Origin of the sequence: Phenylobacterium aquaticum (assembly GCF_022695515.1) — a bacterium.
Classification (GTDB): Bacteria; Pseudomonadota; Alphaproteobacteria; order Caulobacterales; family Caulobacteraceae; genus Phenylobacterium; species Phenylobacterium aquaticum.
Genome location: NZ_JALDPT010000049.1, coordinates 1 through 26,062 on the forward strand (window position 1 = coordinate 1; position 26,062 = coordinate 26,062).

The window sequence follows — 26,062 nt, forward strand, 5'->3', positions numbered from 1 at the left end:
CGCAGGACGCCGCCCCCGCCCGCCCGCCGGGCGCGGTCGCCCCCTCCGGCGGCGCATGACCAAGCCGCCCAGCCTCGCCAAGCCGAAGCCGGGCGTCGCCCTGGGCGGATCGCGGATCAGCGTGGGCGGGGGGCCCTCCGGGACCCTGGGATGCCTGGCGACCCTGGACGGCGACGTCGTGATCCTGGGCAGCGCCCATGTCCTGGCCATGCGCGGGGTGAGCGATCCGGGCACGCCGATCTATCTGCAGGGGCGGTCCGAGGCGATCGCCCGGCTGAAATCCTCGGTCGGCATCGACTTCGGCGCGACCGGAACCAACCAGGTGGACGCCGCCATCGCCAAGGTCGTGGACGCCAAGGCGGTCAGCCCCTGGATCGGCGATTGGGGCCCGCCCCATGGCGCCTCGCCCCAAATCACCCAGGGCATGCGGGTCTGGTGCTGGGGCGGTCAAAGCGGCGGCAAGACCGCCACGGTCCTGGCCACCAACTGGAGCGGCCAGCTGGAATATCCCAACGGCGACCGCGCCAATTTCGCGGGCCTCGTCTCCTGCGCGCCCCTCTACGCCCAGGAGGGGGACAGCGGGGCGGCGGTGCTCAATGACGCCATGCAGGTGGTCGGCCTCCATGTCGCCGGCCTCGACGCCGAGGGCGTCAGCCTCTTCTGCCCGATCACCCCCGTGCTCCAGGCCTGGCCCGGCCTGGAGATTTTCGGGATTCAGGACTGACGGGCCCGGAGGACATCGCGTGAGCCTGCAACCACCGACCGGAGCCGGCCCCGCCATGCCGGCCAGCCAGAGACGGGCCGCCGGCGGCGCCGCTGTCGCCATGATCGCCGGCATGGCGGTCCTCGCCATCCTCGCCCCGCGCTTCGGCGCGCCGACGATCTTCCTGTGTGAAGCGGGCCTGATGCTGGCGGTCCTTTCCGCCATCGGCCTGGCGCTCAACGGCCGGGTGCTGGGGGCGGCGATCGACGGCCGCAACCGGATCAGCCTGTCCAAGCTGCAGATGCTGCTGTGGACCACCCTGGTGGTCAGCGCCCTGATCACGCTCGCCGCCTATCGGCTGCACGACACGGCCATCGCGACCCTCGGCGCAGGCCTCAAGATCACCATCCCCGGCGAGCTGCTGCTGGCCATGGGGGTCTCGGCCGCCTCCTTCGTCGCCACCCCGACCATCCTGTCGCTCAAGGCCGCGGAGACGCCCTCGGCGGCGTCGGTGGACGATCTGGCGACCGCGAGAGGCGGCACGGAACGCAGCATCGGCAAGGTCGATGCGCGCAAGTCCCCGGCCAACGCCAGCTTCACCGACCTGTTCCGGGGCGACGAGGTCGGCAATGCGCTCTCGGTGGACTTGAGCAAGGTCCAGCAGGTGGCGATCACCCTGCTGCTGCTGGGGGTCTATGCGGCGAGCGTCTTCCAGACCCTGCTGACCGCGCCGACGGCGAACGCCCTGCCCGCCCTCGACAAGGACTTCGTCACCCTGATGGCGATCAGTCACGGGTCCTATCTGGCCTACAAGGCCGCGCCCAAGACCTCGTCCGGCGTCGCCGGGGCGACGGACGCGCCCGCGCCCCAGGACCAGCGCCCGCCAGGCGCCGTGCCGGTCGCCCGCGCGCACGCGGCGGCTATTTCGCCCTGAACCCCGCCAGCAGGGTCTTCAGCTCCGGCTCGTCGACCCGCACGGCCGCCTCCTTGGGGGGCAGCCATTCCTTCTCGCGCTGGCCGACCTCCGGAAACACCGCCAGCTCGGCGGTGACCTCCAGCGGGAAGACCGAGACCCGCACATGCTGGCTGCGGCCGCTGCGCAGGCGCTTGTCATAGTGATAGACGCCGATCGGCTTCTTGGTGACCTTGCCGGACACGCCGGCCTCCTCGAAGGCCTCCTGCGCCGCGGACGGACCGGGCTTCAGCCCCTTGATCGGCCAGCCCTTGGGCAGCACCCAGCGCCGGGTCTCGCGGCTGGTCAGCAGCAGCACCTCGATCCCGTCCTCGCCCTTGCGCCAGGGCACGGCGGCGTACTGGGCGCGGGGCTCGCGGTCGGGTTCCGGGCGGACGCGGTCGGTCTTCTTGCCCATCAGACCACCCGCCCGGCCAGGACGGCGAGATAGTAGAACCCCGCCCCCATCAGCCCGGCCATCGGCATGGTGAAGACCCAGGCCCAGACGATGCTGCCGGCGATGTTCCAGCGCACGGCCGAGGCCCGGCGGGCCGCGCCCACGCCGACGATCGCCCCGGTGATGGTGTGGGTGGTCGAGACGGGTACGCCCAGGTGGGTGGCCAGGAACAGGGTGATCGCCCCGCCGGTCTCCGCGCAGAATCCCTGTTGCGGCGACAGCCGGGTGATCTTCGAGCCCATGGTGTGCACGATGCGCCAGCCGCCCATCAGGGTCCCGGCCGCCATGGCCGCCTGACAGCTCAGCACCACCCACAGCGGCACGTGGAAGGCGCCCTTCAGCATGCCGTGCGAATATAACAGGACGGCGATGATCCCCATGGTCTTCTGGGCGTCGTTGCCGCCATGGCCCAGGGAATAGAGCGAAGCCGAGACGAACTGCAGCTTGCGGAACGCGCCGTCCGCCATGGCCGGCGTCGCCTTCACGAACAGCCACGAGACCAGCAGCGCCAGCACCATGGCCAGGCTGAAGCCGAGCGCCGGCGACACCACGATCCCGGCGATGGTCTTGTAGACCCCGTCCCAGACCACGGGGTCGAGCCCCGCCTTGGCGACGCCCGCGCCCAGCAGCCCGCCGATCAGGGCGTGGGAGCTGGAGGAGGGAATGCCGGCGATCCAGGTCACCACGTTCCAGGTGATCGCCCCGCCCAGCGCGCCGAAGATCACCGCGTCGCTGATGATCCCGGGCGTGAGGATGCCCTTGCCCACCGTCTGGGCCACATGCAGGCCGAAGAACAGGAAGGCGATGAAGTTGAAGAACGCCGCCCACATGACCGCGTAGCGGGCCGGCAGAACCCGGGTCGAGACGATGGTCGCGATGGAATTGGCCGCGTCATGCAGGCCGTTCAGGAAGTCGAAGGCCAGCGCCACGACCACCAGGAAGATCAGCAGCGGGCCCGCTGTCGCCACGAGGTCCACGGCCGCGCCTACAGGTGCTCGATCAGCACGGCGCTGATGCGGTTGGCCACGTCCTCGAACCGGTCGACCACCTTCTCCAGGTGGTCATAGATCTCGCTGCCGACGATGAAGGCCATGGGATCGGCCCGGGCCGGCCCCTTGAACAGGGTCGCCATGCCGGTGTCGTAGAGCTGGTCGGACTCTTCCTCCAGCGCCGAGATCTGTTCGGCCAGCGCATTCAGCTTGGTCGCATTGCCCTGCAGGTTGCGCAGCATGGGCACCGCCTCGGCCACCAGGGCCGAGGTGCGCACGATCACTTGGCCCAGCGTCGTCATGTCTGGCTCGAACTGGCGCACCTCGAACAGGGTGATCGCCTTGGCCGTCTTGTGCATCTGGTCGATGGCGTCGTCCATCGAGCTGATCAGGTCGTGGATGTCGGACCGGTCGAAGGGGGTGATGAAGGTCCGGCGCACCGCCAGCAGCACCTCGCGGGTGATCTGGTCGGCCTCGTTCTCGTGCCGCGCCACCTCGGCGCAGGCGGCCGGAACCCCGTCGCCGCCGGCCAGAACCTGCTGCAGGGCGAGCGCCCCGGCGGTCAGGGTGCGCGAATGGGCCTCGAACAGATCGAAGAACCGATCTTCCTTCGGCATCAGAGCCTGGAACCACTTCAGCATGACCGCCCGAATCTCCTGCGAAGTCGCGGGTTTGGGGCAGCCCTACGCGCGGTCGCGCGGGCTGTAAACATTGTTCGTGGCCGGATGATACCGCGCCGCCGCGCGAGTTCGTCGCGGCCGCGCCCCGGATCAGGCCGCGCTGTGAAACAGCGCCTCCACGCTCGGGAGGTAGGTATTGAAATAGTGCTCGCTCGGCGCGAGGTAGAGGATGAGGTAGAGCCGTCCCCCGATGTCGGCCGCCTCGGCGACGCCGGACACCTCCAGACCCGTCTCCGTCTTGGCGGTCAGTTCGATCCGAACCGCGTCCTTCCCCCACAGGCGCGCGGGTTTAAGTTCGCCCGTTTCGACCCGCTGATAGCCCTGGGCGGCCACGCTGTCGGACACGAACTCGATCACCTCGTTCGGCGACATGTCCTTTCGATAGGCCGGCACCGGCTTGTCCTTCGCCATGGGCCGCGTCAGCCCCTCGCCCGGCTTCAGGCCCTGGGCGACATAGAGGCGATTGAGCGCCAGGCCGTCGATGGTGAGCACCCGCACCTGTGGCGTCCTGGCGGTCAGGGTCGAGATGTCGGACCACTCGCGATCCAGGGTCGCCGGATGCCCCTCGCCCAGGGTCAGGGGCCCCGCGGGCACGCTGGTGATGCTGGCGCAGCTGGTCAGCAGCATGAGGGTCAGGACGGTCGCCGTGAGGCGGATTTGGCGGCTCATGGTGACTCCGGAGCAGTCAGGGATTTCAGGCTGGCCTCGGCCAGCCAGCGATCGGGCGCGTTGGGCGCGTGGACGAGATAGGCTTGCAGGGCCTGGACCGCGCCGGGGCGGTCGCCCTGTTTGCGCAGAGCCTCCGCAAGTTCACGCCAGGCCGCCGGGGGCGCGTCCTCATGGGTCGTCGCCGCGCGATAGGCGCTCAGGGCCGCGGCCGCGTCGCCATCCTGCCGTCTCAGACGGTGGGTTTCGCCGCGATAGAACTCCAGGATCCCGAGATCCTCGCCTTCCTCCTCAAGCCGATCCAGCAGCCGGAGGGTCTCGCCGAAGTCGCGGCGACGCAGATCGTCCTTCAGCCACGGTCCGAGGTGGCTGCGGATCGTCGCGCGATAGCTTCGGCGCGCGGTCAGGTTAGGGGCGCCGCCCGGCGGCCCGCCCAGGTTCGACAGGGCGGCGATCCGATCCGCCGTGATCGGGTGGGTGTTGAACACGCTGCCCCGCGCCTCGGCCTTTCGGACGGTGGGAAACTCCGAGGCGTTGGTCTCGGCCACCACATAGGTCCACAGGTCCGCGCCGGCGGACGGGCTATAGCCGGCCGCCACCGCACGTTCATATCCAAGCCGATCGGCCTCCGTCTCATTCTCGCGGGAGAAGCCGTAGAAGCGCGCCATCCCCGCCAGATAGATCAGGTCGTTCATCGACTGGGCGGCGCGTGAGATGGAATCGATGGTGTCGCCGGCGTTGACCGTCCCGGAGTTGGCCGCCCCGCTCATGGCGACCACGGCCCCCAAGGTGACGCCGACCTGCAGGGCAAGCACCACGTTCGACGTGGTCTTCAGGGTCCGATAGCGCTCGATCGAGTGGTTGCGGGCGAAGTGACTGACCTCGTGGCCCAGGACATAGGCGAGCTCATCCTCGGTCTGGGCGCGCAGCATCAGCCCCGACCACACCTCCACATATCCGTTCGGCGCCGTCGTCGCGTTGAGGAAGGGTCGGTCGAGGACATAGACCCGCAGCTCGCCGCAATATTCCGCGGCGATCTTGCAGACCACGCCCCGGACATAGGCCGTCAGGGCCGGATCCTGGTCGAGCTCGGCTGAGGTTCGCACATGGGCTTCCTCCCGGTCGCTCTCGCCCCACATGCCGGCTTCGGCGCTGCTGGGCTCAGGCTTCAGCCCGGGGGGCCGCAGGCCCGCCGGCGCGGCGGCGGCCGCCGGGGTCGCGGCGCTCGCGAAGACCGCGACGGCCCAAAGCGACGCGAGGCGTCGCCCTGCCGTCACAGGGGCGCGCCCTTCAGCAGGTCGCGGGTCAAGGCTGCGGCGCCCTCTGCGCTGCGGATGTCGGCGTTGGGACCGGCCGTAGCGACATTGAACCAGACTACTTGGCCGGTGTGCAGATCGACCAGCGAAGCGAACACCTGCTGCGACCCCATGGGCACCCCGACCCCCAGCATCGCGGCGCCGATCACGACCGCGGCGCGGCCGGCGCTGGCGTAGGTCCCACGGCCCGTAACGAACAGGGCGTAGGCGGCTTGATGCTGCTGACCGAGCACCTGCGCGCCCTCGCCCAGGGTCCAGTCGAAGCCCTTGGCCTTGGTGGGCAGCCTCAGGCCACCATAGCTGTAGACCAGGATGGACTGGCCAACCGCCTCGTGCAGTCGCAGCAACTGCCCGGCGCGCCCGTCCATCGAGGCCTGCGGATCGAGCGCCTCGAACCGATGGGCCCGCCCCTTCAGGGCGTCATTGATGGCGGTGTTGAGATTGGCGCGCGCCGACTGGCTCCAATCCTCCCGAGGTTCCTGCAAGCCCGCCGCCGTCAGCACGGCCAGCTTCACGTCAGGATTGACCACGATCACCTTGGAATCCGCCACCGGCGCGGCGATGGCCGTGGGCGCCGCCTTGCGCACCTCCGTCGTTGTACAGGCGGCCATGGCCAGGCAGGCCAGCAGCACCAGCAAAGACCTCAAATTCCCCCCTCGCGGCGCGGCCCTTGGGCTGCAGCCCGCTCCCCCCGGTTGCAAGGCTCAGCTTGTATGCCTCAGAAGGCGAAATCAACCCGGAATTGAGATTTTAAAGTCACGCGCCTTAAGTGCGCCTAGCGCACGAAACTCGCCCCGTTCACGTCCAGCACCGCCCCGGTCATGGAGGCCGGCGCCTGCAGCGCCAGATAGGCGGCGACGCTGGCGACCTCCGCCGGCTCGGCCACGCGGCCCAGCGGGATGTCGGCGAGCAGCTTGTCGCCGCCGCGGCTGGCCAGATAGTCCTCGGCCATGCCGGTCATGACGAAGCCGGGACAGATGGCGAAGGCCAGGATCTGCTCGATGGCGTAGCCGCGGGCGATCGACTTGGTCATGCCGACCATGCCGGCCTTGGAGGCCGCATAGTGCCAGTGGGCCGGGCTGTCCCCGCGATAGGCCGCGCGGCTGGCGACATTGACGATCCGCCCGCCGCCGCCGCGGGCCCGGAAGTGCAGCACCGCCCGGCGGCAGAGATCGGCGCTGGCCTGCAGGTTGATCTGCAGGGTGCGATCCCATCCCGCCGCCCAGGCCTCGTCCGAGGCGTCCACGCTGACCGCCTCGAACACCCCGGCGTTGTTGATCAGCACGTCAATCCGCCCGTCCAGCTCGGCCAGAGCCCGATCCCATAGGCGATCGCCGGCGCCGGGCGCGCTCAGGTCCGCGCCGATCACACCCGCGCCGCCTGTCCGGCCGTGACCCACCACCCGCGCGCCCTGGGCGGTCAGGGTCTCGACAATGGCCGCGCCGATGCCGCGCGTGGAGCCGGTGACGAGGACGTGGGGCGGGCGGGATGAAGCGGTGTCGGTCATGCTCCCTTCCTGACGCGGCGGCGCGCGGCGTCAACCGCAAAGGGTCGTCTCGGCGGCCAATCTCTGCCATGGAGGAACAAGGCCCACGCGGCGTCACCGGGAGCAGCGCATGAAACCCCCGATCAAGCGGCTCTCCGACCTGCCCGGCGGCACCAAGAAGCCCGCCCCCAGCGCCTACGCCCCGCCGACGCCTAAGGTCTCGCGCATGAAGAAGGCCAAGGTCCTGACCCCGGCTGAGAAGGCCGCCTTCCTCGCCTCGCGTCCGGACCTCAAGCCCAAGGGCTAGACGGGCCTCAAGCCGTCGGCTTGGTCGCCAGCCAGATCGTGTGCCGCGCCCCGCGCTTGCCGCCATTGGCCCGCACCCGCACCTCCTCCACGGCGAAGCCGGCCCGGCTCAGCCGCTCGGTGAAGGCGTCGTTGGGGGTCGAGGACCACACGGCGAGGATTCCGCCGGGCCGCAGCGCCTTCTTCGCCGCGCCCAGACCGTCGCGGTCATAGAGCCGGTTGTTGGCCTTGCGGCTCAGACCCTCCGGCCCATTGTCCACGTCCAGCAGGATGGCGTCGTAGGTCCCGGACCCGCCGCGGATCAAGGCGCCCACATCGCCGATCACGATGGCCAGCCTGGGGTCCTCCAGCGATCCGGCCGACAGATGGGCCATCGGCCCCCGCGCCCAGTCCACCACCGCCGGGACCAGTTCGCCGACCGTGACCTTGGCCGCCGGTCCCACTCGTCCCAGAGCGGCGCGCAGAGTGAAGCCCATGCCGTAGCCGCCCACCAGCACATGGGCCTTGGGCCGATCGGTCAGCCGGTCGCACACCAGGGTCGCCAGCGCCTCCTCCGACCCGCTGAGCCGCGAATTCATCAGCTCGATGGCGCCGGCCATGATCGAATATTCCTCGCCGCGCCGCATGAGCTTCAGCTCGCCGCCGCCGTCGGGGACCGTCGTGGTGTCGAGGTGGACCCAGGGGATCATCGCGCGCGCCGCCTTCGAAACGAGGAGGCCGTCCGCATACGCCGGGCGCGCGGCGAGGTCACGCGCCGAACCTGCGCTGTTCCGGCGCAGTCGCCCCGCGGCCCCGGGGACGTGGCGTCCCCCGCCCGTCATGCGACAGTCCACAGATGTTCAACCTCGCCGGACGATTCGCGTGACCACCCCCCGCACCTACGTCCTGGTCCAGGCCGGCGGCCGCGGCAGCCGCCTGCGCCACCACACCTGGAACAAGCCCAAGTGCCTGGTCTCGGTCGAGGGCAAGCCGATCCTCTACCACCTGTTCGACCGCTTCCCGGACGCGGCCTTCGTGGTCATCGGCGACTACATGTACGACCAGCTCGAGCGCTATCTGAAGGTCAATCCGCCGGGCGTCGACTACGAGCTGATCCGCGCCGCGGAGGAAGGGACGCTCGGCGGGGTCGGCGAGGCCCTGGCCCGCGTGCCCGCCGACGCGCCGGCCGTGCTGGTCTGGAGCGACCTGATCCTGGGCGACCTGCCGCCCTGGCCCGACACCACCCTGCCGGTGGTCTGCACCACCTCGGCCTTCACCTGCCGCTGGACCCAGGCGCCCGAGGGCCATCTGCACGAGAAGCCCGGCGAGACCAGCGGCATTCCCGGGCTGTTCTACTTCCCCACCACCGCCAGCCTGCCCCTGCCCCCGCCGCCCGGCGGGGAGTTCGTCCGCTGGTTCTCCCGCGCGGTGGTCGACTTCGCCACCCTGGACTGCCCCAATCTTCAGGAGCTCGGCGACTTCGCCACCATCGAGACCAGCAACGACCGCGCCGGCTTCTCGCGCTATTTCAACAAGGTCGAGATGGGCGAGACCCGGGTCACCAAGACCGTGGTCGACCACGCCTTCGACGACGTCCACAACCGCGAGGTCGCCTGGTACGGCGCGGCCAAGGGCCTGGGCTTCCGGCGCATCCCCAAGGTCTATGGCGAGGCGCCCCTGGTCATCGAGCGCATCAAGGGCCAGCACGCCTATCAGATGGCCGACCTGACGCCTCGCGAACGCCGCGCCGTCCTGGCCGACCATCTGGACGCCCTGATCTCCCTGCACGATCTCGGCCGCACCGACGCCAATCCCGACGACGTGCGCGAGGTCTATCTGGACAAGACCGTCAGCCGGGTGCGCAGCGTCTCGCCCATGCTGCCGGGCTTCGACCGCAAGGCCATGACGGTCAATGGCCGCAAGTGCCGCAATCCGTTCTATGGCGAGCCCGAGGCCCCCCTGGCCGACCTGATCGACGGGCTGCAGCCGACGCGCTTCGTGCCGATCCACGGCGACGCGACCTTCTCCAACGCCCTGGTCGACGACAAGCTGCGGACCTGGTTCATCGATCCCCGCGGCTATTTCGCCAAGCCCGGCGTGATGGGCGACGAATGGTACGACTTCGCCAAGGTCTACTATTCAGCGGTGGGCGGGTACGACACCTTCAACCGCCGCAAGTTCAAGCTGCATGTGGACCACGAGACGGTCGAGGTGCTGATGGAGGACTCCGCCTTCATCCCGGCGGCCCAGTCCATCTTCCCGGAATATTTCGGCGACCAGATGGGGCGGATCGAGGTGATCCACGGCCTGATCTGGCTGTCCCTGTCCGGCTACACCCGCGACGACATCGATTCCGCCATCGCCGCCTTCTATCTCGGTCTCTACTGGCTGGAGACCGGGCTCAACAAGCTCTAGGGGCGCCGCCCATGACCGACTCGCCCCTGGTGCTCAGCACGCTCGCCCACACCTGGCTGATCGATCTCGACGGGGTGGTCTGTCCGCACAACGGCCACCTGCGCGGCGACGCCACCATCCTGCCCGGCGTGCGCGAACTGTGGGCGCAGATCCCGGCCGGCGACCGGATCATCATGCTCAGCGCCCGCGATCCGCAGTATCAGGCCGAGACCCTGGCCCTGCTGGCGGCGGCGGGCCTGCGCATCGATCACGCCATCTTCGGCCTGCCCACCGGCGAGCGCATCCTGATCAATGACGCCAAGCCCAAGGGGCTGCAGACCGCGCATGCGATCAACCTGGTCCGCGACCAGGGCCCGACCGACATCCGCCTCGCACTGTCGCCCGATCTGTGACCCGCCGCGCGCGATGGACGGGCGGTCGCATAGGCAGGCGTCCAGAATCGAAATAGCCCCGTTCGGTCAAATCGTCCGGCCGTCGCGCCCGTCACCCAAGGAGTGTCCGTGAAGTCGCCGCTCCCCGCCAGCATCCGCACCCCGGCGCAGCAGATCCTGCGCCAGGTCATCAAGACCGCCCTGTTCAACAAGACCGACGGCGAGCTGGCCCCCTCCCCGCCCGAGCCCAAGATCGGCATCCGCCGCGTCCTGCCGCCCTATCTGGGCGAGATGGGCTACGAGGTGAAATACCACCTCGCCCGGGTGGAGCCCTGGCTGCGCAACGGCTGGAAGATCATCGCCCGTCGCCCGGAATATTATCCGCCCGGCACGGCGATCCTGGCCCCGGAATTCATGGCCGCCTGCGACACCATCCTGGCCGAGCACGTCATCTTCGGGGCCGGCGCGGGCATCCTGGCCACCCCGCCGGAACTGCCCGATCTGGAGGTCGCCCCGCGCCTCTATGACGGCAAGCTGGAGGTCGTGATGAACATGGTCGACCTCAACAAGATCACCCGCGAGGCGGTGGCCGAGATCCGCCTGCGCCAGCTGTTCATCGAGTGGCTCGACTATGACGGCCGCCCCCTCACCGACTACGACCGCAACATCTTCGCCTTCTCCGAGACCTGCCTGGCCGAGACGGAGCTGCGCCGCTCCGAGGGCCTGCGCCCGTCCTACAGGCCTTTCGCCTTCGAGAACCCGCCCGAGCCGATTGAGCCCCATGTCGGCTTCCAGATCCGCGCGGTGAAGCAGCTCGCCCGCCTGCGCAACAGCGACCCGGACTGGATGTGCGCCACCGCCGACGCCATCGGCGCCCATCTGGGCCTGCCGGTCATCGCCTATGGCCATCCCGACGGCTGCGTCATCCCCGAAGGCCGCCGCACCACCTGGAAGCCGGAGCTGGGGACCGAGGGGCACCTGGCCCGCGAGCTCGGCTACCTCTCCAGCTGTCGCCTGATGCTCGGCCCCGACAGCGGCTGGTCGGACCTGATGGCTTGGCTGGGCGTCCCCGTGCTGCTGGAAATGCTGCGCTTCCCCGCCGCCTTCGAGGAGCTGCGCGACAGCTTCCAGCCGCGCATCGCCCTGGTCGATCGCACCGCGCCCCTGGAGCCCCAGGTCGACGCCCTGCTGGCCTGCGAGACCTGCCTGCCCTTCGTCGATCCGCGCAAGCGCGGCACCTACAAGGCCATGTTCCCCTGGGACTACTAGACCCCGGCCGCTCGCCTGGTTGCAGACGTCGATTGCACCTCCGAACCGCGAAAGGTTAACGTCGGTCACGGCGTTCGAGCCGGGCGTCGCGGGGGTGACGGATGAGGCGTTCCAAGGTGCTCAGCGGCGCGGCTGCGGCCCTGATCCTGGCGCTGGGCGCGGCGTCCGGCGCCGCCGCCCGCTGCAACTCCGCCGACGGCGTGGTGGCCGAGGACATGCGCGAGGCGGTCGCCGATCTCGCCGACGCGACGCCGGTCACCGACGACCCGACGCCCTTCGATCCGGGCCTGAGGGCGGCCGAGACCATCCCGATCGACCTCTCCCGCGACCTCACCGACCTGGCCGGCCTGCCCGGCCGCTATACAGACGGCGCGCCGGTGCTCGGCCTGCGCATCGAGAACCGGCCCGGCTTCAATCCCAAGACCAGCTGCAACGCCCTGATCCCGGTGCTCTACAAGCCCTCGATCCAGACCCTGGCGGACGGAACCCTGCGGGCCAGCGTCGAGGACCGCCGCTTCCAGATCACCTTCGATCCCAAGGCCGTCACCGCCCCCTGGATCCAGGACGCTGACCGCAGCGGCCAGTTCTTCTGGATCTTCCCCAGCCGTTTCGGGGCGACCGCCAGCCGCAAGCCCTGGCCCATGACCACCGCCTACGCCGCCCGCTATCAGCGCCTGGAGCGCGGCTCCGACGCCCGGCGCTGGGTGGCCGAGGCTTATCTGCTCGCCGCGCTTCGGGTCTATCGCCGCAACGCGCTCAATGAGGGCTTCCCGCAAGGCCCCCTGCCCACCGGCGACGACCTCCAGGCCTCCCTGGTGGCCCAGCTCGGCTATGCCTGCGACGACAAGCCCGAAGACCTGGTCTGCGTCGCCCACCGGCTGATCGAGATGAACGAGACCCGGCCGCCCAATCCCGAGATCTCCCGCGACGCCTTCCGCATCAGCGACGCCATCTATGAGAACTCCGGCCCCAGCGCCGGCATCCGCCAGCTCGACTTCGGCACCGACAACGCCCAGGCCAAGGCCCTGGTCGGCAAGCTCCTGCCCGAGACCGTCGGCCGCCACGCCCGCTACCGCCAGCCGGTCCGCAAGTGGGACCTGAACACCGTCAATCGCTGGTACGGCCGCGACGGCAAGCGCGCCAACCAGGAGCTCTCGCGGCCCCAGGACAAGGCGCTGCTGGTCGAGTCCCACGTCGCCTACATCATCGACGCCGCCCGCACCTGGGAGGTCCGCCTGGCCAAGGCCTATCCCGACTGGACCCCGCCGGAACGCACGGCGCTCGCCATGTTCGCCATCGACCTGGAGAACGTCACCGGCAAGGCGCTCGCCCGCACCCCCGACGCGGCCTCCGCCTGCGAGGTGATGACCGCCCGCAACCCCGCCTCCAAGGACGCCACCAGCGGCAATCTGGCCCTGGTGCTGTCCCAGAAGCGCCGCGTCCGCAACGGCGTCGCCCTGCTGCAGACCGTCCCCAGCCTGAAGGACGTCGACATGAGCTGCCTGACGCCCATGCTGAATCCGCCGGCCTAGCTGACCGGCGCCCAGCCCTCGGGCGCCATCTCGAAGCCGGCGAACTCGAAGCCCGGAACCACCACGCAGGCGACCAGGCTCCAGCCCGCCCCGCCGGCCTCGGGCCCGATCGCGGCCTGCCAGTCGCCGGTGGCCACCAGATGCTGCGGCGTATCGCCGGCCAGCACGTCGGCGCCCAGCCGCACGGTGGCCTTCGCGCCTTCGCCCGCCGTTCCCGCGGCGGTCATCAGGGTCAGGGGATCGCCCGCCTGGAACAGCCACAGCTCGTCGGCGTCGACCCTGTGCCAGTGCGATCGCGCCCCGGCCTCCAGCAGGAACAGGATCGCCGTCCCCGCCGCCCGTCCGCCCGCGACCGTCGCCGCGGCCTTCCAGGTCTCGCGATACCAGCCGCCCTCCGGGTGCGGGGCGAGGTTCAGGCGGGCGATGACGGCGGCGGCGGCGGAAGACATGCGCCATTTCCCAAGGCCTCGACCCGCGCCGCAAGGGAAAAGCGGTCCGGGGGCGAGGCGCCCGAGTGGTCTGTTCCGCCGGGTCGAATTGGCCCTACGCCCCCGAGCGGGACCGCCCTAGGGTCGAGGTTTCGCCAGGAGCCCACGATGTCCGCATACGCCGCCGCCGCCCTGATCGTCATCGACGTCCAGAAGGCGATCGACGCCGCCTATCACGCCAAGCACGGCCCGCGGAATAATCCCGACGCCGAACAGAAGATCGCCGCCCTGCTGGCCCTCTGGCGCGGCGCGGGCCGCCCGATCGTGCATGTCCGGCACGACTCCACCACCCCCACATCGGCCTATCGCCCGGGCCAGGAGGGCCATGAGTTCAAGCCCGAGGTCGCGCCCCTGGCCGGCGAGACGGTCGTCGCCAAGACGACCAACTGCGCCTTCATCGGTACGGACCTCGAGCGGCGCCTGCGGACGGCCGGCGTGCACGCCCTGGTCATCACCGGGGTCGCGACCAACCACTCCGTCGAGACGACCGTGCGAATAGCCGCCGCCCTGGGTTTCGACGTGACCCTGGCGGAGGACGCCTGCTTCACCTTCGCCCAGCCCGACTTCGCCGGCCGTCTGCGCACGGCCGAGGAGGTTCACGCCATGTCCCTGGCGAACCTCGACAAGGAATACTGCGCCGTCGTGTCCAGCGCGGCGGTCCTGGCCGACTGAAGGACGGCCGCCAGAAGCCGACGTGCCGCATATTCGGTCGGCGCTTGTCGCGGAACCAAGGGTCTGACCTTCGCAAACCGCGGTTCGCCTTTCGCCCCCTTGCCAGCCCCCCGCGTCGTCCTAAGGTCCGGCCCAAGATTGTTTCAGGGGGACCCCAGTGATGTTCAAGACCCTCGCGCTCACCGGCGCGCTTCTGGCCGGCGCCGCCGCGCCCGCCTTCGCCCAGGACGCCGCCCCGCGCCCCGACCAGGTCGCCTATCGGGCCCTCTACAAGGAACTGGTCGAGACCAACACCACGCTCTCGGCCGGCAGCTGCACCCTGGCCGCCGAGCGCATGGCCGCCCACCTCAAGGCCGCCGGCTTCCCCGACTCCGACCTCACCATCTTCACCGCCCCGGACCACCCGAAGGAAGGCGGCCTCGTGGCCGTCTATCCGGGCAAGGATCCCAAGGCCAAGGCCGTGCTGATGCTCGCCCACCTGGACGTGGTCGAGGCCAAGCGCGAGGACTGGACCCGCGATCCCTTCACCCTGATCGAGGAGAACGGCAACTTCTACGCCCGCGGCGTCGCCGACGATAAGGCCATGGCCTCGATCTGGGTCGACACCCTGGTCCGCTACAAGACCGAGGGCTTCAAGCCGCGCCGCACCCTCAAGCTCGCCCTGACCTGCGGGGAAGAGACCAACGGCGCCTTCAACGGCGCGGAATATCTCTCCAAGAATAAGCGCGACCTGATCGACGCGGCCTTCGCCGTCAACGAGGGCGGCGGCGGCCTCCTGGGTCCGGACGGCAAGCCGGTGTTCCTGGGCATCCAGGTCGGCGAGAAGCTCTCCCAGAACTACACGCTTGAGGTCACCAACCCCGGCGGCCACTCCTCGCGGCCCCTGCCGGACAACGCCATCTACCACCTGGCCCACGCGCTCGTGGCGATCGAGGGCTATCACTTCCCCGTCGAGTTCAACGACACCACGCGCGACTTCTTCACCCGCACCGCCGCCGCCCTGCCGGCCGACCAGGGGGCCGCCATCAAGGCCCTGATGGCCGATCCCAAGGACGCCGCCGCCCGCGCCATCGTCGAGCGCAACCCCGACATCAACTCGATCCTGCACACCAACTGCGTGGCGACCCTGCTCGACGCCGGCCACGCCACCAACGCCTTGCCCCAGCGCGCCAAGGCCAATATCAACTGCCGCGTCTTCCCCGGCACGACGGCCGAGCAGGTCCGCCTGACCCTGACCGACGTCATCGCCGATCCCAAGGTGAAGGTGTCGATCCGCGAGACCCGCAACGTCCCCTCGGCCCCGCCGCCGCTGGATCCCAAGATCCTCGGCCCGGCCGAAAAGCTGGCGTCTGAGATGTGGCCCGGCGTGCCCCTGGTCCGCACCATGTCGGCCGGCGCCACTGACGGCGCCTTCCTGACCCCCGTCGGCATCCCGACCTACGGCATCTCCGGCGACTTCGGCGACGCCGATGGCGACGGCGTCCACGGCCTCAACGAACGCATCAGCGTCAAGTCGCTCTATGGCAGCCGCGACTACCTCTACAAGCTGATGAAGATCTACGGGAACCTGCCGGGCTAAGGCAGCGCGCGGCGGGCTTGGTTTTCGCCTCGTCCCGCCGCAAACTCCCGCCCATGCTCAAGCCCTTCGGCGAGGACATCTGGCTGGCGGACGGCCCCCTCGTCGGGGTGGCGGGATTCCAGTACCCGACCCGGATGGCGGTGATCCGGCTAGAGGACGGCGGCCTGTTCATCTGGTCGCCCACCGCGATCTCGCCCGACCTCCGCGCCGCCGTCGACGCCCTGGGCGCGGTGAAGCACATTGTCGCCCCCAATTCCCTGCACCACCTGGCGCTCTCAGACTGGAAGGCCGCCTATCCCGCCGCCCGCCTCTACGCCCCGCCCGGCCTGCGGGCCAAACGCCCCGACCTCGCCTTCGACGCCGATCTCACCGATGACCCGCCGCCGGACTGGGCCGACCAGATCGACCAGGTCCTGGTCCGCGGCAACCTGATCACCACCGAGGTGGTGTTCTTCCATCGCCCCAGCGGCACGGCGATCTTCACCGACCTGATCCAGCACTTTCCGCCCGGCTGGTTCACCGGCTGGCGCGCGCTCATCGCCAAGCTCGACCTGATGACCGCGCCCCAGCCCGAGGTCCCCAACAAGTTCCGCAACGCCTTCACCGGCCGCGCCGCCGCCCGCGCGGCCCTGCGCCGGATCCTCGCCTGGCCGACGCGGCGGGTGATCATGGCCCACGCCCCGCCGGTCGAGGCGGACGGCCAGGCCTTCATCGCGCGGACCTTCCGCTGGCTGAAGCCATGAGACCCCGGCCGAACCACACCCCGCTCGCCGACTTCCGCTTCGAGGCCGAGATCCTGCACTGGCGCGGCCCTGCGCCGTTCTTCTTCGCCCCTCTGCCCCTCGCCCAGGCCGAGGAGATCCGGGCGCTCGCCCGTCGCGTCACCTATGGCTGGGGCATGATCCCCGTCGCCGCCACGATCAACGGCGCCGCCTTCCAGACCTCCCTGTTCCGCAAGGACGAGACCTACCTCCTGCCGCTCAAGGACGAGACCCGCCGCAAGGCGAATATCACCGCCGGCGACCGGATCACGGTGGAGATGACGGTGCTGTCGCCGCCGGTCTGATCGACCTGTCGCCCGGCCTGACGCCCCCGCCGGATCGGCGTAGAAGGCGGATCTCCACCCCCGTGTCCCGGAGCCTTCCGTGCAGATCGCCATCCTCACCTTCGAAGGCTTCAATGAGCTGGATTCCTTCGTCGCGGCCGGCATCCTCAACCGGATGAAGGCCAAGGGCTGGGCCGCGCACATCACCTGCCCGACGCCCGAGGTCACCTCGGTGAACGGCGTCACGATCCAGCGTCAACGCCCCCTGGAGTTCGCCGCCGAGGCCGACGCGGTGCTGATCGGCAGCGGGATCCGCACCCGCGAGATCGCCGCCGATCCTCAGATGCTGGCGGCCATCCGCCTCGACCCCGCGCGCCAGCTGATCGGCGCCCAGTGCTCGGGAACCCTGCTGCTGGCCAAACTCGGCCTGATCGGCGCCCTGCCCGCCTGCACCGACCTCACCACCAAGCCCTGGGTGATCGAGGCCGGGGTCGAGGTGCTCGACGCTCCCTTCATCGCCCATGGCAATGTTGCGACCGCCGGCGGCTGCCTCGCCTCGCAATATCTCGCCGCCTGGACCCTCGCCCGCCTGGCCTCGGCCGCCGACGCTGAAGACGCCATCCGCTATGTCGCCCCGGTCGGCGAGAAGGACGCCTATGTCGCCCGCGCGATGGGCGTCATCGCGCCCTATCTGGCCCGCGCCGAGGCCGCCTAGGCCCGCCGCATGGAACAGCTGGCCCAGGTGCGCATCGCGGCGTGGCAGGGCGGCAGCCTCTGGCTGCTGAACACCGCGCCGCCGGACGCCGCGCGGCCGCCGCGCACCGGCGTCCACGCCCACCACGCGGTGCAGGTCGTCATCAGTCTCGGCGGCCGGTTCCGTCTGTGGCTGGCCGACCAGGAGCTGGCCGGACCCTTCGCCGCCGTGGCGCCCGACGCCCCGCATCAGTTCGACGCCGAGGGCGCCTATGCGATCCTGTTCGTGGAGCCCGAGAGCCCCGCCGGGCGCGCCATCATCGCCGCGACCTTCTCGGGCGGCGACCTTCGGCCTCTGCCCGCATCGACCTTCTCGCCGCTCGCCGGCGAGCTGGCCGCCCTGGCGCGAACCCCCGCCCCTGGCGAAGCCGAGCTGACTGAGATCGGGCGCGCCCTGGTCCAGGCGCTCGCCGGCGACCGTCCGCCGGCCGCCGTCGACGCCCGCGTCCGCAAGGTGATCGCCTGGGTGGCCCAGGCGCATGACGACCCCATCGATCTCGGCGCCGCGGCCAGGCTCGCGAACCTCTCGCCCAGCCGCCTCAGCCACCTGTTCGTCGAGCAGACCGGCCTGTCCTTCAAGACCTACCTGCTCTGGATCCGCCTGACCCGCGCGGTCCGACTGATGACCGAGGGGCTCAGCCTCACCGCCGCCGCCCACGGCGCCGGGTTCTCGGACTCGGCGCACTTCAGCCGCACCTTCCGGCGCATGTTCGGCCTCGCCCCGGCCAACCTCACCCTGGTGTAGCTGTTGCGTTCAAGCCGGTCCCCCAGGGCCCCGCTAAACCGCGGACTTCCTCAACCCTTGAAAAGGACAGTCCCATGCAAGACCAAACCCAAGCCGCCGCCGTCGAAACCCCCAAGGCGCCGAACGGCCCCTGCAACAATCCCCGCTGCGCCTGCGGCCCCACCTGCCAGTGCGGCGACGCCTGCGTCTGCACCCCGCAGGCCAACTGCGCCGACTGATCCCTTCGCCGCATGGCCGCCGCCGCTCCCCCGGCGCAACGGTCATGCGGCGAGCCTCGGGCCAAACGGCCCTTTCCGGAAAGGACGCCCATGGAATTCCTCATCGGAGCCCTGCTGGCCCTCACCGTCGGGGTGTTCGGGACCCACGCCGGGTTCGACCGCGAACGGGGCTTCTACCCCGTCATCCTGATCGTCATCGCCAGCTACTATGTCCTGTTCGCGCTCCAGGGCGGCGCGCCCAACGCCTGGGTCCCTGAGGTGCTGGTGATGGCCGGCTTCGTGGTCGCGGCCATGCTCGGGTTCCGCTGGAGCCTCTGGCTGGTCGTGGCGGCCCTGTTCGCCCATGGGGCGCTCGACGCCGTCCACCCGCACCTGCTGCCGCGCTCAGGCGCGCCGGCCTGGTGGCCGATGTTCTGTCTCACCTATGATGTCGCCGCCGGCGGCTATCTCGCCATCCTGCTGATTGGCCGGCGCAGCACGCCGGCCCGCCTCGGAACCCCGACATGAACGCCGCCCGCCCGCACCCAGCCTTCAGCCTGCGCCTGCCCGCCGCCCTGGCCGCGGTGCTGCTGCTCGGCGCCGGCGCCTGCCAGGCCGAACCCCGTGATCTGCGCACCGCCCAGGTCGAGGGGCGCAGGCTCGCCTATCAGGTCCTCGGTCATGACCGCCCGGCCCTGGTGCTGATCTCCGGCCTGGGCGACGGCATGGCCTCCTTCAAGGCCGTGGCTCCGGACCTGGCGAGGTCCGCGACCGTCATCCTCTATGACCGCGCCGGCTACGGGGACAGCGATCCGGCCGCCACGCCCCGCGACGCCGCCGCCGCCGATCGCGAACTGCTGGGCCTGCTCAAGGCCTCCGGCGTTCCCGGCCCCTATGTGATCGCCGGCCACTCCCTGGGCGGGCTCTACGCCGAATATTTCGCCGCCCATCATCCGGACCTGACCGCCGCCCTGATCCTGGAGGAGTCGCGCCCAGCCGACTTCACCCGCCGCTGCGAGGCCGCCAAGATCGGCCTGTGCGCCCCGCCCCCGGCCCTGGCCCGCCTGATGCCCAAGGCCGCCCAGGCCGAGATCGCCGCCCTGGACGCCACCGCCGCCGAGGTCGCCGATCTGCCCCCGGCCAGGTCCCTGCCCGTCCTGGTGCTGTCGCGGTCCCTGCCCCGCAACGCCAAGCCCTTCGACGCCCTCTGGGCCCAGGCCCAGGACGACCTCGCCGCCCGTTACGGCGCGCAGCATCTGACCGCCCCGGCCGGCGGGCACTATGTCCACAAGGATCAGCGCGACTGGTTCCTGGCCCAGGTCACGGCCTTCCTGGCCAAGGTCAGCCGTAGCGCACCACCGACAGCAGGTTCCCGTCCGGGTCCCGGAACCAGATGATCTTCGTCCCGTCGGGCGCCGTCCACACGCCGCGCGGATCATGGGCGAAGTTGGGGAAGCGCTCGGGAACCACCCCCGCCCGCTCCAGCCCGGCGACCACCGGCTCCAGGTCGTCGACGGCGAAGCCCACCACGGTGTGGGCCGAGGGCTCGGTCGAGGGGACCGGCGAGACGCGCAGCTCGCCGCCGCCCACCTCATAGACCAGGGCGCCGAAGGACTGGCCCTTCAGCGGCAGGCCGAGCACGTCGGAATAGAAGGCGCCGGCGCGGGCCGTGTCGGCGGTCCAGACAAGGGTCTGCAAGCGCGCGTGAGCCAGCATGCGCGATCTCCTCAGGGTGATTTTCGGGATGACTAGGAGCCTAGCCGCGCGGCGCCGGGGGGATCAAGTCCCAGGCGCGAGCCGTCGCAGGGCCAGGACGACGCCGAGCGCCAGGGCCGGAAACACCAGCCCGCCCGGGGCCGGGAACAGCATCCACCGGGCCGGATCGTGAAAGCCCCCCAGCCCCGCCGCCGCCAGTCCGGCGAACACCAGATTGGGCGTCGCATGGCCCGCCGCCGCCGCCATCCAGGTCCGCGCCCGGGTTCTGAGATCGCTGAGCAGGGTCCGATAGACGACGCAGGCGGCCACGAAGGCGGCGATCATGCCCGGCGGCCCCGCCTCCAGGTCCGGGAACAGGCCGATCTTCAGCGCCACCGGGATCAGATGCCAGGCGGCCCAGACCAGACCCAGGACCAGCACGCCCCAGCGCCGCCCCAGGGCGGCCACGGCCAGGGCCAGCCCGCCGCCGGCCCAGCCCATCTCCTCCAGCACGCTGGTCAGGGCTGAGCCGCCCATGGCCGCCAGGATGGCGGACGGCGGTGCGCCCAAGCTCTTGAACCCGGCCGCGCCGCCCGCGAACGCCACCGCCAATGCGCCCGCCGCGATCGCCAGGGTGCAGGCGACCGCGATGGCCACCCAGCCCCAGGCCGGCTTCTGACCCCGATCGCCGAAACCGCGATTGAGCGCCAGGCCCGCCACCGCCGGCGACAGGATCAGGGTGAGCTTGCCGAGGTCGCTTAGGCGCGGATCGGCCGCCGCCATCATCAGGCCCGGCAGCCCCAGCACGATCGCCACGAAGGCGGCGAAGCGGATCTGCGCGGCGGTCATGCCCGGCGCCCTCTCAGGTCCCGCGCCGCCAGCACGCCCGCGCCCAGAAGCAGCAGGGTCAGGAGCCCCGGCGCAATGGGGATCAGCTCATAGATCCGGCTGAGCTGCACGCCGAAGGCCACGACGCCGACCCCGATCACAGCCAGGCGGAACGCCTTGGCCCAGGCCTCCGGCACGCTGGCGAAGGCGATGGCCAGGGGCGCCAGCATCAGCACGTCATAGATCATCAGCCGGGGATTCAGCACCTGGGCGATGGCGAGCGCCAGCAGGGTCCGGGCCTCACGGCTCAGACCCCGGGCCTCGACGATCGCCAGGCCCGCCAGACACACCACGCCGGCGAACCCCACATAGGCGCCCTGGACCGCGCGGCCGGTGGGAGAAAGCCCCAGGCTGTGCGCCCAGCTGATGAAGCTGAAGCCCAGGTGCTGGCCGAGCGTCACATGGGTCAGGCCCTCGCGCCAGACCGCCAGCTCCGGTCCGCCGGTGGCGAGGATCACCGCCCCGACCACGGCCGCCGCCACGACACCCGCCGCGATCCGCCCCGCCCGCACCGCCAGCCGCTCGGGCTCATAGGCGAAGACCAGCAGATAGGTGAGGTAGATCGGCTTGATCGCCGACACCGCCACGATCGCCGCGATCAGCGGCCAGGCCGACCGCCGCCGCAGGGCCGTCGCCAGCACCAGGGCGTGGCAGCCGAAGGCGATATTGGCGCTGGCCACCGCCGTCCCACTGGTCAGCGCCAGGATCGGCGCGCGAAGTCCCCTGGGCGCGCCGTCCATGGGCCGCAGGAACAGGGCCCAGATCAGCCCGCCGACAACCGCGAAATTCAGCGCCCCGAACACCGCCCTGAGGCCCGAGATGTCGGCCCCGCCGGCGATCGGCGCCAGGATCCGCGCCAGCTGCGGAAGGTACATATAGAGCGACGGCCGCCCGCCCGGACAGCCGGCTGCGGCCTGATAGGCCGAGGCCCCATGCGCCGCCCGCCAGGCGCCGCACAGCACGGCGTCCAGGTCGTTGAACCACCACCAGCCGACCAGCACGCAGGCGATGAGCCCCATGGCCAGCGGCAGGGCGAAGACGATCAAGAGCCCGCCGCCCTCGACCTGGTTCGCCCTCGGGGACGCGGGGATGTCGTCGGCGTTCGCCATGGCCGGCCGCTCCGCAAAGCCAGCCCCCTGGATCGGGCGAAATGCTTACGCCCGCATGAACGCGCGCCCTCAGACCCGCCGCGCCAGCGGCCGCCACAGCACGGCGACCAGCACCGCCCCGGCCGCGGCGATGGCCGCGTCCAGGCTCCAGAACGCCGCCGGGCTCATGGTCTCATAGAGGCTGCCGACCCAGCCCATGGTGGTCTTGGCGACGAACAGGCTCAGGAAAACCACCCCCAGCATGATGCCCGAGGTCTCGGCCGGCGCGCGCCGCGAGACCAGGGCCATGATCGTCGGCCAGTAATAGAGGAAGGCCACCCCCATGCCGGCGAAGGCGCCCAGCGGCCACAGCGGGCTCACATGTCCGGCCGGGGCGCTCACCGAACCTATGGCCAGCAACAGGGCCGAGGCCGAGGCGATCGCCGCCCCATAGCCCAGCTTGGCGTAATCGCTGGGCTCCGCCCCCTTGGCCGCCTGCCGGCGCCACAGGGCGATCAGCGGCGCGGCCAACGCCACGCTGGTGAAGCTGTCCACCGAACGGAACCAGGCCGCCGGCACGGCGCCCCACGGGGTGCTGAGGTCGACCATGTGGCGCACCCAGATCATCCCGCCATTGCCCAGCTGATAATAGGCGACGCTCTGGAACACGGTCAGCGCCACCACCGCCGTCAGCACCCCGATGGTCCGCCAGTCGCCGGCCGCCAGGTGCGGCGCCGGCGCCTCCCGCCGCCCCCGCACGGCCTCGGGCGGCAGGTGCTTCAGGCCTGCGAGGTAGGTCACCAGCCCGGCGACCATGATCACCGCCGCGCAGCCGAAGCCCACATGCCAGCCATAGAGCTGGGCCAGCAGGCCGCAGACGATCGGCCCCACGATGGCGCCGGTGTTGATGCCCATGTTGAACAGCATGAAGCCGCGGGTGCGCGCCGCATCATCGTCGCGCGGATAGAGCGCGCCGGCCTGGGCCGCCACATTGCCCTTCACGCAGCCGCAGCCCAGAATCAGCAGCAGCAGTCCCAGCAGGAAGCTCGCGTCAAAGGCCATGGCCAGGTGCCCGGCGCACAGCAGCAAGGCGCCCAGGATCACCGTCGCCCGCGCCCCGATCACCCGGTCGGCCAACAGCCCGCCGAACAGCGGCGTGAAGCAGATCAGCCCCGAATAGGTCCCATAGATCATCGAGGCCAGGGCCTGGGCGGACAGGGGCCGCCCGCCCCCCTCGAACCAGGCCCGCACCCCGGCCAGCCCCACGACGTGCTCCGCATGGCCCGGCAGGAACAGGGTCTCGGTCATGTAGAGCACGACCAGCGCGCTCATGCCGTAATAGGAAAACCGCTCCCAGGCCTCGGTGAAGGCCAGGTATCCCAGCGCCACAGGCTCCCCGAAAGACGTCCCCGTCCTGGCGGGCGCCGCCCCCAGCGCCCCCTCCGCATCCGATCCCACGCCCGTCTCCCCCCGTGTGAGCGACCAGGGTTAGCACGCCGCCCAGCCGGGGCGACGCCGCCCGCGCCGCCCGGCGCCGGAAAGCGCGCCTCTGCCCAAGCCGCCGCCACGGCCGTCCTGTTCAGGGCGCAATTGCCGCCGCATAGTCCGGCCAAACCGGGAGAAAACCATGAGCGCATCACTTGAGGGCCAGACCGTCGTCGTCATCGGCGGCGCCTCCGGCATCGGCCTGGGGGTCGCCAAGGCCGCCGCCGCGGAGGGCGCCAAGGTCGTCATCGGCTCCAGCCAGGCGGCCAATGTCGAGCGGGCGGTCGCCATCGTGGGCGGATCGGCCAGCGGGGCGGTGATCAATGTGGTCGACGAGGCCAGCGTCGCGGCTTTCTTTGCAAAGCTCTCCGGCCTGGATCACCTGGTCTTCACCGCCGGCGACTGGGGCGCGAACCGCGGCGGGCCGCCCGCCGACATCGACCTGGCCGGCGCCCAGGCCGCCTTCGCCGTCCGCTTCTGGGGCGCCCTGGCGGCGGTGAAATACGCCAGCCGCATCATCGCCCCCACCGGCTCCATCACCCTGACCGACGGCATGATGGCGCATCGGCCCATGAAGGGCGCGGCCGTCTCCACCGCCATGCTGGGCGCCATCGAACACCTGACCCAGGGCCTGGCCGTGGATCTCGCGCCGGTCCGGGTGAACTGCGTCTGCCCCGGTCTGATCCTCACCGAGCGCAACAGCCAGATGCGGCCCGACATGCTCCAGGCCTACACGGCCCGCGCGCCCCTGGCCCGCCCGGGCGCCACGGCCGAGGTCGCCGAGGCCTATCTCTATCTGATGCGCGGCGGCTACACGACGGGCCAGACCCTGCGCGTCGACGGCGGCGGCTCGGTGGTCTGAACCGCGGCGCAGACAGCGAAAGGGCCCCGCCGTGAAGCGGGGCCCCTCCTCTGTTCCCTTGCAGACCTGGCGTCCGGCCTAGAGCTCGGAGCCCAGGTTCGGATTGGCGCGCGGGTCGGATCGGTGCGCTGGTCATAGGTCTCGCCCTCCGTCCGCTCGCCGGACCCGGCGAAGGAGCGGTCCTCGCCATAGAGGCCGCGCTCGCGCACCACCTCGTCGGCGCTATAGGGCTGGGCCGCGGGGTCGAAGCCCTGCCAGCCGCCGGCGCGATAGGCGGCGCCGCGGATCGAGGCGTCCACGCCGCTCACCCCGTTCAGGATCCGCTCGGCGGTCGCCCGGTCGGTGTCATTGGCCGCCCGCACGCTGACCAGGGCCCCGCCGCGGCGGACGCCCTCGGCATAGACATGGGCGTCCTCGTCGCTGTGCCCGGCGTCCTTCAGGGCGCCCAGCAGGCCCCCCGTCGCGCCGCCGGCCGCGGCGCCCACAACCGCGCCGAACCGGCGGTGGAGGCGAGCCAGCCCGCCGCGACCACGGGACCCAGGCCCGGAATGGCCAGCATGCCGAGACCGGCCAGCAGGCCCGCGCCGCCGCCCAGCAGGCCGCCGGTCGTGGCGCCCTTGGCGGCGCCCTCGGCGGTGTCATTGTCGTCCAGGCCGTCGCGACGGCCCTCGGTCAGGTGGCGGCCTTCGCTGTTGTTGGCGATCAGGCTGATGTCCGAATGCGGAACGCCCGCGTCCTCCAGCTGGCGGACGGCGGCGGCGGCGTCTTCATGACGGTCGAAAAGGCGGGTGATGGCATGAGCCATGGGGATCTCCTGAATTCAGTACGTGTACGGATTATTGCGCGGTGACCGCGCCCTTGAAGTCGAGGGCCACGTCGACGGTCTTGCCGCCCTTCTTGGCCTTGGCGGTCCACAGGCCGTCCGGCGTCTTGGCCAAGTGGCTCACATCGGTGTAGCCGGCGTTCTCGATGTGGCCCTTGGCCTCGCCCTCGGTGAACGAGGTGGAGGCGGCGGCCGTGTCGGTCGAGCCGGTGTTCGCATCGGGATTGACCGCCCCATTGGCCGCGGGCGGCGAGACCGCCCCGCCCGGCGCGGCGGCGTTGGAGGCGGAGGTCGCGGCCGCGTCGGCGGCGTTGGCCGTGGCGGCGGAGGCGTCGGCCCCGGCCTGGGCGGCGGCGTCGGTCGCGGGCTTCGAGCACGCGCTCAGGGCCGCGACGGAGAGCACTGCCGCGAGCGACAGGGCGATGGGTTTGTGCATGGGGTTTCCTTCCAACTTCGCCGCGAAACAGCGCGCGAGAGTCGGGGAGGTTCCTAAGGCGCCGCTCCGCAGGGGGACGTCGACGCCCCGCCGGGACGCAGCCCAGCCCGGCCCAGCCTAGCCGTCCCCCCGTCCGCGCCGGCCGTCGCTGCTCGCTCGCGCGCGCGCTCTGCGCAGGCGCGGCG

33 protein-coding genes are annotated in these 26,062 nt (G+C 70.9%); 17 read left to right on the forward strand and 16 right to left on the reverse strand.

The features are described from left to right. Positions 1-55: 55 nt before the first annotated feature. The gene (locus MQH10_RS23655) at positions 56-724 is read left to right on the forward strand and encodes a S1 family peptidase (protein ID WP_242566443.1); all 669 of its coding nucleotides are present in this window, start codon (positions 56-58) and stop codon (positions 722-724) included. A gap of 19 nt (positions 725-743) precedes the next feature. Then, positions 744-1,637 carry a hypothetical protein gene (locus MQH10_RS23660; RefSeq protein ID WP_242566444.1) on the forward strand — a complete coding sequence of 298 codons (894 nt, stop codon included), beginning with the start codon at positions 744-746 and terminating at the stop codon, positions 1,635-1,637. Here MQH10_RS23660 and MQH10_RS23665 read toward each other — a convergent pair. From MQH10_RS23665 to MQH10_RS23695, 7 genes are all read right to left on the reverse strand, one after another. After that, entirely contained in the window at positions 1,624-2,073 is a 450-nt protein-coding gene (locus MQH10_RS23665) for an NUDIX hydrolase (RefSeq protein WP_242566445.1), read from the reverse strand. The genes MQH10_RS23660 and MQH10_RS23665 overlap by 14 nt on opposite strands. Next, positions 2,073-3,089: an inorganic phosphate transporter gene (locus MQH10_RS23670; protein ID WP_242566446.1), complete on the reverse strand. Its 1,017-nt coding sequence runs from the start codon at positions 3,087-3,089 to the stop codon at positions 2,073-2,075. Before MQH10_RS23670 ends, MQH10_RS23665 begins: the two co-directional genes overlap by 1 nt. 8 nt (positions 3,090-3,097) lie before the next feature. Then, on the reverse strand, positions 3,098-3,742 hold the full coding sequence (locus MQH10_RS23675; protein ID WP_242566447.1) for a DUF47 domain-containing protein: 645 nt from the start codon (positions 3,740-3,742) through the stop codon (positions 3,098-3,100). A gap of 129 nt (positions 3,743-3,871) precedes the next feature. Beyond that, positions 3,872-4,450, reverse strand: coding sequence for a hypothetical protein (locus tag MQH10_RS23680; RefSeq protein WP_242566448.1), 579 nt, complete (start codon positions 4,448-4,450; stop codon positions 3,872-3,874). After that, positions 4,447-5,553 carry a M48 family metalloprotease gene (locus MQH10_RS23685; protein ID WP_242566449.1) on the reverse strand — a complete coding sequence of 369 codons (1,107 nt, stop codon included), beginning with the start codon at positions 5,551-5,553 and terminating at the stop codon, positions 4,447-4,449. The genes MQH10_RS23680 and MQH10_RS23685 overlap by 4 nt, the downstream gene beginning before the upstream one ends. 167 nt (positions 5,554-5,720) lie before the next feature. Further along, entirely contained in the window at positions 5,721-6,410 is a 690-nt protein-coding gene (locus MQH10_RS23690; protein ID WP_242566450.1) for a hypothetical protein, read from the reverse strand. 128 nt (positions 6,411-6,538) lie between these two features. Then, positions 6,539-7,270 carry an SDR family NAD(P)-dependent oxidoreductase gene (locus MQH10_RS23695; RefSeq protein ID WP_242566451.1) on the reverse strand — a complete coding sequence of 244 codons (732 nt, stop codon included), beginning with the start codon at positions 7,268-7,270 and terminating at the stop codon, positions 6,539-6,541. A gap of 109 nt (positions 7,271-7,379) precedes the next feature. On the opposite strand from MQH10_RS23695, the gene MQH10_RS23700 reads away from it, so the two are divergent. Then, positions 7,380-7,556, forward strand: coding sequence for a hypothetical protein (locus MQH10_RS23700; RefSeq protein WP_242566452.1), 177 nt, complete (start codon positions 7,380-7,382; stop codon positions 7,554-7,556). Between the two features lie 7 nt (positions 7,557-7,563). Here MQH10_RS23700 and MQH10_RS23705 read toward each other — a convergent pair whose 3' ends face one another. Continuing rightward, positions 7,564-8,244, reverse strand: coding sequence for a spermidine synthase (locus MQH10_RS23705; protein WP_242566453.1), 681 nt, complete (start codon positions 8,242-8,244; stop codon positions 7,564-7,566). A gap of 172 nt (positions 8,245-8,416) precedes the next feature. Here MQH10_RS23705 and MQH10_RS23710 point away from each other — a divergent pair, with 172 nt between their 5' ends. The 4 genes from MQH10_RS23710 (at position 8,417) to MQH10_RS23725 (ending at position 13,121) form a co-directional block, all read left to right on the forward strand. Next, a complete protein-coding gene (locus tag MQH10_RS23710) occupies positions 8,417-9,949 on the forward strand; it encodes a phosphotransferase (protein ID WP_242566454.1) in 1,533 nt (510 codons plus the stop codon). A gap of 11 nt (positions 9,950-9,960) precedes the next feature. Next, positions 9,961-10,341 (forward strand): hypothetical protein, encoded by a 381-nt coding sequence (locus MQH10_RS23715; protein ID WP_242566455.1) that lies wholly within the window; start codon positions 9,961-9,963, stop codon positions 10,339-10,341. Between the two features lie 108 nt (positions 10,342-10,449). After that, positions 10,450-11,589 carry a hypothetical protein gene (locus MQH10_RS23720; protein ID WP_242566456.1) on the forward strand — a complete coding sequence of 380 codons (1,140 nt, stop codon included), beginning with the start codon at positions 10,450-10,452 and terminating at the stop codon, positions 11,587-11,589. 101 nt (positions 11,590-11,690) lie between these two features. Next, positions 11,691-13,121 carry a hypothetical protein gene (locus MQH10_RS23725; protein WP_242566457.1) on the forward strand — a complete coding sequence of 477 codons (1,431 nt, stop codon included), beginning with the start codon at positions 11,691-11,693 and terminating at the stop codon, positions 13,119-13,121. Here the strand turns inward: MQH10_RS23725 and MQH10_RS23730 are convergent. Beyond that, positions 13,118-13,570, reverse strand: coding sequence for a cupin domain-containing protein (locus MQH10_RS23730; RefSeq protein ID WP_242566458.1), 453 nt, complete (start codon positions 13,568-13,570; stop codon positions 13,118-13,120). The two genes, MQH10_RS23725 and MQH10_RS23730, sit on opposite strands and share 4 nt — an antisense overlap. 147 nt (positions 13,571-13,717) lie before the next feature. Between MQH10_RS23730 and MQH10_RS23735 the strand changes: the two genes are divergently transcribed. The 9 genes from MQH10_RS23735 (at position 13,718) to MQH10_RS23775 (ending at position 19,997) form a co-directional block, all read left to right on the forward strand. Then, positions 13,718-14,281, forward strand: coding sequence for a cysteine hydrolase family protein (locus tag MQH10_RS23735; protein WP_242566459.1), 564 nt, complete (start codon positions 13,718-13,720; stop codon positions 14,279-14,281). 160 nt (positions 14,282-14,441) lie between these two features. Then, positions 14,442-15,860, forward strand: a complete 1,419-nt coding sequence (locus MQH10_RS23740) for a M20/M25/M40 family metallo-hydrolase (protein WP_242566460.1) — start codon at positions 14,442-14,444, stop codon at positions 15,858-15,860. A gap of 53 nt (positions 15,861-15,913) precedes the next feature. Continuing rightward, positions 15,914-16,603 carry a DUF4336 domain-containing protein gene (locus MQH10_RS23745; protein WP_242566461.1) on the forward strand — a complete coding sequence of 230 codons (690 nt, stop codon included), beginning with the start codon at positions 15,914-15,916 and terminating at the stop codon, positions 16,601-16,603. Further along, positions 16,600-16,926, forward strand: coding sequence for a DUF1905 domain-containing protein (locus MQH10_RS23750; RefSeq protein ID WP_242566462.1), 327 nt, complete (start codon positions 16,600-16,602; stop codon positions 16,924-16,926). Before MQH10_RS23745 ends, MQH10_RS23750 begins: the two co-directional genes overlap by 4 nt. A 79-nt stretch (positions 16,927-17,005) precedes the next feature. Beyond that, positions 17,006-17,620, forward strand: coding sequence for a DJ-1/PfpI family protein (locus MQH10_RS23755; RefSeq protein WP_242566463.1), 615 nt, complete (start codon positions 17,006-17,008; stop codon positions 17,618-17,620). 9 nt (positions 17,621-17,629) lie between these two features. Next, positions 17,630-18,403, forward strand: coding sequence for a helix-turn-helix transcriptional regulator (locus MQH10_RS23760; RefSeq protein WP_242566464.1), 774 nt, complete (start codon positions 17,630-17,632; stop codon positions 18,401-18,403). Positions 18,404-18,477: 74 nt separating this feature from the next. Beyond that, the gene (locus tag MQH10_RS23765) at positions 18,478-18,621 is read left to right on the forward strand and encodes a hypothetical protein (RefSeq protein WP_242566465.1); all 144 of its coding nucleotides are present in this window, start codon (positions 18,478-18,480) and stop codon (positions 18,619-18,621) included. Positions 18,622-18,711: 90 nt separating this feature from the next. Next, positions 18,712-19,128, forward strand: a complete 417-nt coding sequence (locus tag MQH10_RS23770) for a hypothetical protein (RefSeq protein WP_242566466.1) — start codon at positions 18,712-18,714, stop codon at positions 19,126-19,128. Then, a complete protein-coding gene (locus MQH10_RS23775) occupies positions 19,125-19,997 on the forward strand; it encodes an alpha/beta fold hydrolase (RefSeq protein ID WP_242566467.1) in 873 nt (290 codons plus the stop codon). The genes MQH10_RS23770 and MQH10_RS23775 overlap by 4 nt, the downstream gene beginning before the upstream one ends. Here MQH10_RS23775 and MQH10_RS23780 read toward each other — a convergent pair. The 4 genes from MQH10_RS23780 to MQH10_RS23795 form a co-directional block, all read right to left on the reverse strand. Further along, positions 19,942-20,316: a VOC family protein gene (locus MQH10_RS23780; protein WP_242566468.1), complete on the reverse strand. Its 375-nt coding sequence runs from the start codon at positions 20,314-20,316 to the stop codon at positions 19,942-19,944. The genes MQH10_RS23775 and MQH10_RS23780 overlap by 56 nt on opposite strands. 63 nt (positions 20,317-20,379) lie before the next feature. Continuing rightward, positions 20,380-21,144 carry a CPBP family glutamic-type intramembrane protease gene (locus tag MQH10_RS23785; RefSeq protein ID WP_242566469.1) on the reverse strand — a complete coding sequence of 255 codons (765 nt, stop codon included), beginning with the start codon at positions 21,142-21,144 and terminating at the stop codon, positions 20,380-20,382. Then, positions 21,141-22,292 (reverse strand): hypothetical protein, encoded by a 1,152-nt coding sequence (locus tag MQH10_RS23790; RefSeq protein ID WP_242566470.1) that lies wholly within the window; start codon positions 22,290-22,292, stop codon positions 21,141-21,143. The genes MQH10_RS23785 and MQH10_RS23790 overlap by 4 nt, the downstream gene beginning before the upstream one ends. Before the next feature lie 69 nt (positions 22,293-22,361). Then, positions 22,362-23,729, reverse strand: a complete 1,368-nt coding sequence (locus MQH10_RS23795) for a peptide MFS transporter (protein WP_336605214.1) — start codon at positions 23,727-23,729, stop codon at positions 22,362-22,364. Positions 23,730-23,898: 169 nt separating this feature from the next. Between MQH10_RS23795 and MQH10_RS23800 the strand changes: the two genes are divergently transcribed. Then, positions 23,899-24,618: an SDR family oxidoreductase gene (locus tag MQH10_RS23800; protein WP_242566472.1), complete on the forward strand. Its 720-nt coding sequence runs from the start codon at positions 23,899-23,901 to the stop codon at positions 24,616-24,618. Here MQH10_RS23800 and MQH10_RS23805 read toward each other — a convergent pair. The 3 genes from MQH10_RS23805 to MQH10_RS23815 are packed head-to-tail and all read right to left on the reverse strand — an operon-like array spanning position 24,567 to position 25,877. After that, positions 24,567-25,103: a hypothetical protein gene (locus tag MQH10_RS23805; protein WP_242566473.1), complete on the reverse strand. Its 537-nt coding sequence runs from the start codon at positions 25,101-25,103 to the stop codon at positions 24,567-24,569. The two genes, MQH10_RS23800 and MQH10_RS23805, sit on opposite strands and share 52 nt — an antisense overlap. Continuing rightward, positions 25,055-25,423 (reverse strand): hypothetical protein, encoded by a 369-nt coding sequence (locus tag MQH10_RS23810; RefSeq protein ID WP_242566474.1) that lies wholly within the window; start codon positions 25,421-25,423, stop codon positions 25,055-25,057. The genes MQH10_RS23805 and MQH10_RS23810 overlap by 49 nt, the downstream gene beginning before the upstream one ends. A 31-nt stretch (positions 25,424-25,454) precedes the next feature. Continuing rightward, entirely contained in the window at positions 25,455-25,877 is a 423-nt protein-coding gene (locus MQH10_RS23815; protein WP_242566475.1) for a hypothetical protein, read from the reverse strand. Positions 25,878-26,062 lie beyond the last annotated feature (185 nt).

Excerpts from the sequence above, each read along its gene's own strand:
- MQH10_RS23655 (WP_242566443.1), top strand. The coding sequence starts at position 56 with ATGACCAAGCCGCCCAGCCTCGCCAAGCCGAAGCCGGGCGTCGCCCTG.
- MQH10_RS23665 (WP_242566445.1), bottom strand. The coding sequence starts at position 2,073 with ATGGGCAAGAAGACCGACCGCGTCCGCCCGGAACCCGACCGCGAGCCC.
- MQH10_RS23675 (WP_242566447.1), bottom strand. The coding sequence starts at position 3,742 with ATGCTGAAGTGGTTCCAGGCTCTGATGCCGAAGGAAGATCGGTTCTTC.
- MQH10_RS23680 (WP_242566448.1), bottom strand. The coding sequence starts at position 4,450 with ATGAGCCGCCAAATCCGCCTCACGGCGACCGTCCTGACCCTCATGCTG.
- MQH10_RS23695 (WP_242566451.1), bottom strand. The coding sequence starts at position 7,270 with ATGACCGACACCGCTTCATCCCGCCCGCCCCACGTCCTCGTCACCGGC.
- MQH10_RS23700 (WP_242566452.1), top strand. The coding sequence starts at position 7,380 with ATGAAACCCCCGATCAAGCGGCTCTCCGACCTGCCCGGCGGCACCAAG.
- MQH10_RS23705 (WP_242566453.1), bottom strand. The coding sequence starts at position 8,244 with ATGATCCCCTGGGTCCACCTCGACACCACGACGGTCCCCGACGGCGGC.
- MQH10_RS23715 (WP_242566455.1), top strand. The coding sequence starts at position 9,961 with ATGACCGACTCGCCCCTGGTGCTCAGCACGCTCGCCCACACCTGGCTG.
- MQH10_RS23725 (WP_242566457.1), top strand. The coding sequence starts at position 11,691 with ATGAGGCGTTCCAAGGTGCTCAGCGGCGCGGCTGCGGCCCTGATCCTG.
- MQH10_RS23730 (WP_242566458.1), bottom strand. The coding sequence starts at position 13,570 with ATGTCTTCCGCCGCCGCCGCCGTCATCGCCCGCCTGAACCTCGCCCCG.
- MQH10_RS23735 (WP_242566459.1), top strand. The coding sequence starts at position 13,718 with ATGTCCGCATACGCCGCCGCCGCCCTGATCGTCATCGACGTCCAGAAG.
- MQH10_RS23740 (WP_242566460.1), top strand. The coding sequence starts at position 14,442 with ATGTTCAAGACCCTCGCGCTCACCGGCGCGCTTCTGGCCGGCGCCGCC.
- MQH10_RS23745 (WP_242566461.1), top strand. The coding sequence starts at position 15,914 with ATGCTCAAGCCCTTCGGCGAGGACATCTGGCTGGCGGACGGCCCCCTC.
- MQH10_RS23750 (WP_242566462.1), top strand. The coding sequence starts at position 16,600 with ATGAGACCCCGGCCGAACCACACCCCGCTCGCCGACTTCCGCTTCGAG.
- MQH10_RS23760 (WP_242566464.1), top strand. The coding sequence starts at position 17,630 with ATGGAACAGCTGGCCCAGGTGCGCATCGCGGCGTGGCAGGGCGGCAGC.
- MQH10_RS23765 (WP_242566465.1), top strand. The coding sequence starts at position 18,478 with ATGCAAGACCAAACCCAAGCCGCCGCCGTCGAAACCCCCAAGGCGCCG.
- MQH10_RS23770 (WP_242566466.1), top strand. The coding sequence starts at position 18,712 with ATGGAATTCCTCATCGGAGCCCTGCTGGCCCTCACCGTCGGGGTGTTC.
- MQH10_RS23775 (WP_242566467.1), top strand. The coding sequence starts at position 19,125 with ATGAACGCCGCCCGCCCGCACCCAGCCTTCAGCCTGCGCCTGCCCGCC.
- MQH10_RS23780 (WP_242566468.1), bottom strand. The coding sequence starts at position 20,316 with ATGCTGGCTCACGCGCGCTTGCAGACCCTTGTCTGGACCGCCGACACG.
- MQH10_RS23785 (WP_242566469.1), bottom strand. The coding sequence starts at position 21,144 with ATGACCGCCGCGCAGATCCGCTTCGCCGCCTTCGTGGCGATCGTGCTG.
- MQH10_RS23790 (WP_242566470.1), bottom strand. The coding sequence starts at position 22,292 with ATGGCGAACGCCGACGACATCCCCGCGTCCCCGAGGGCGAACCAGGTC.
- MQH10_RS23800 (WP_242566472.1), top strand. The coding sequence starts at position 23,899 with ATGAGCGCATCACTTGAGGGCCAGACCGTCGTCGTCATCGGCGGCGCC.
- MQH10_RS23810 (WP_242566474.1), bottom strand. The coding sequence starts at position 25,423 with ATGGCTCATGCCATCACCCGCCTTTTCGACCGTCATGAAGACGCCGCC.
- MQH10_RS23815 (WP_242566475.1), bottom strand. The coding sequence starts at position 25,877 with ATGCACAAACCCATCGCCCTGTCGCTCGCGGCAGTGCTCTCCGTCGCG.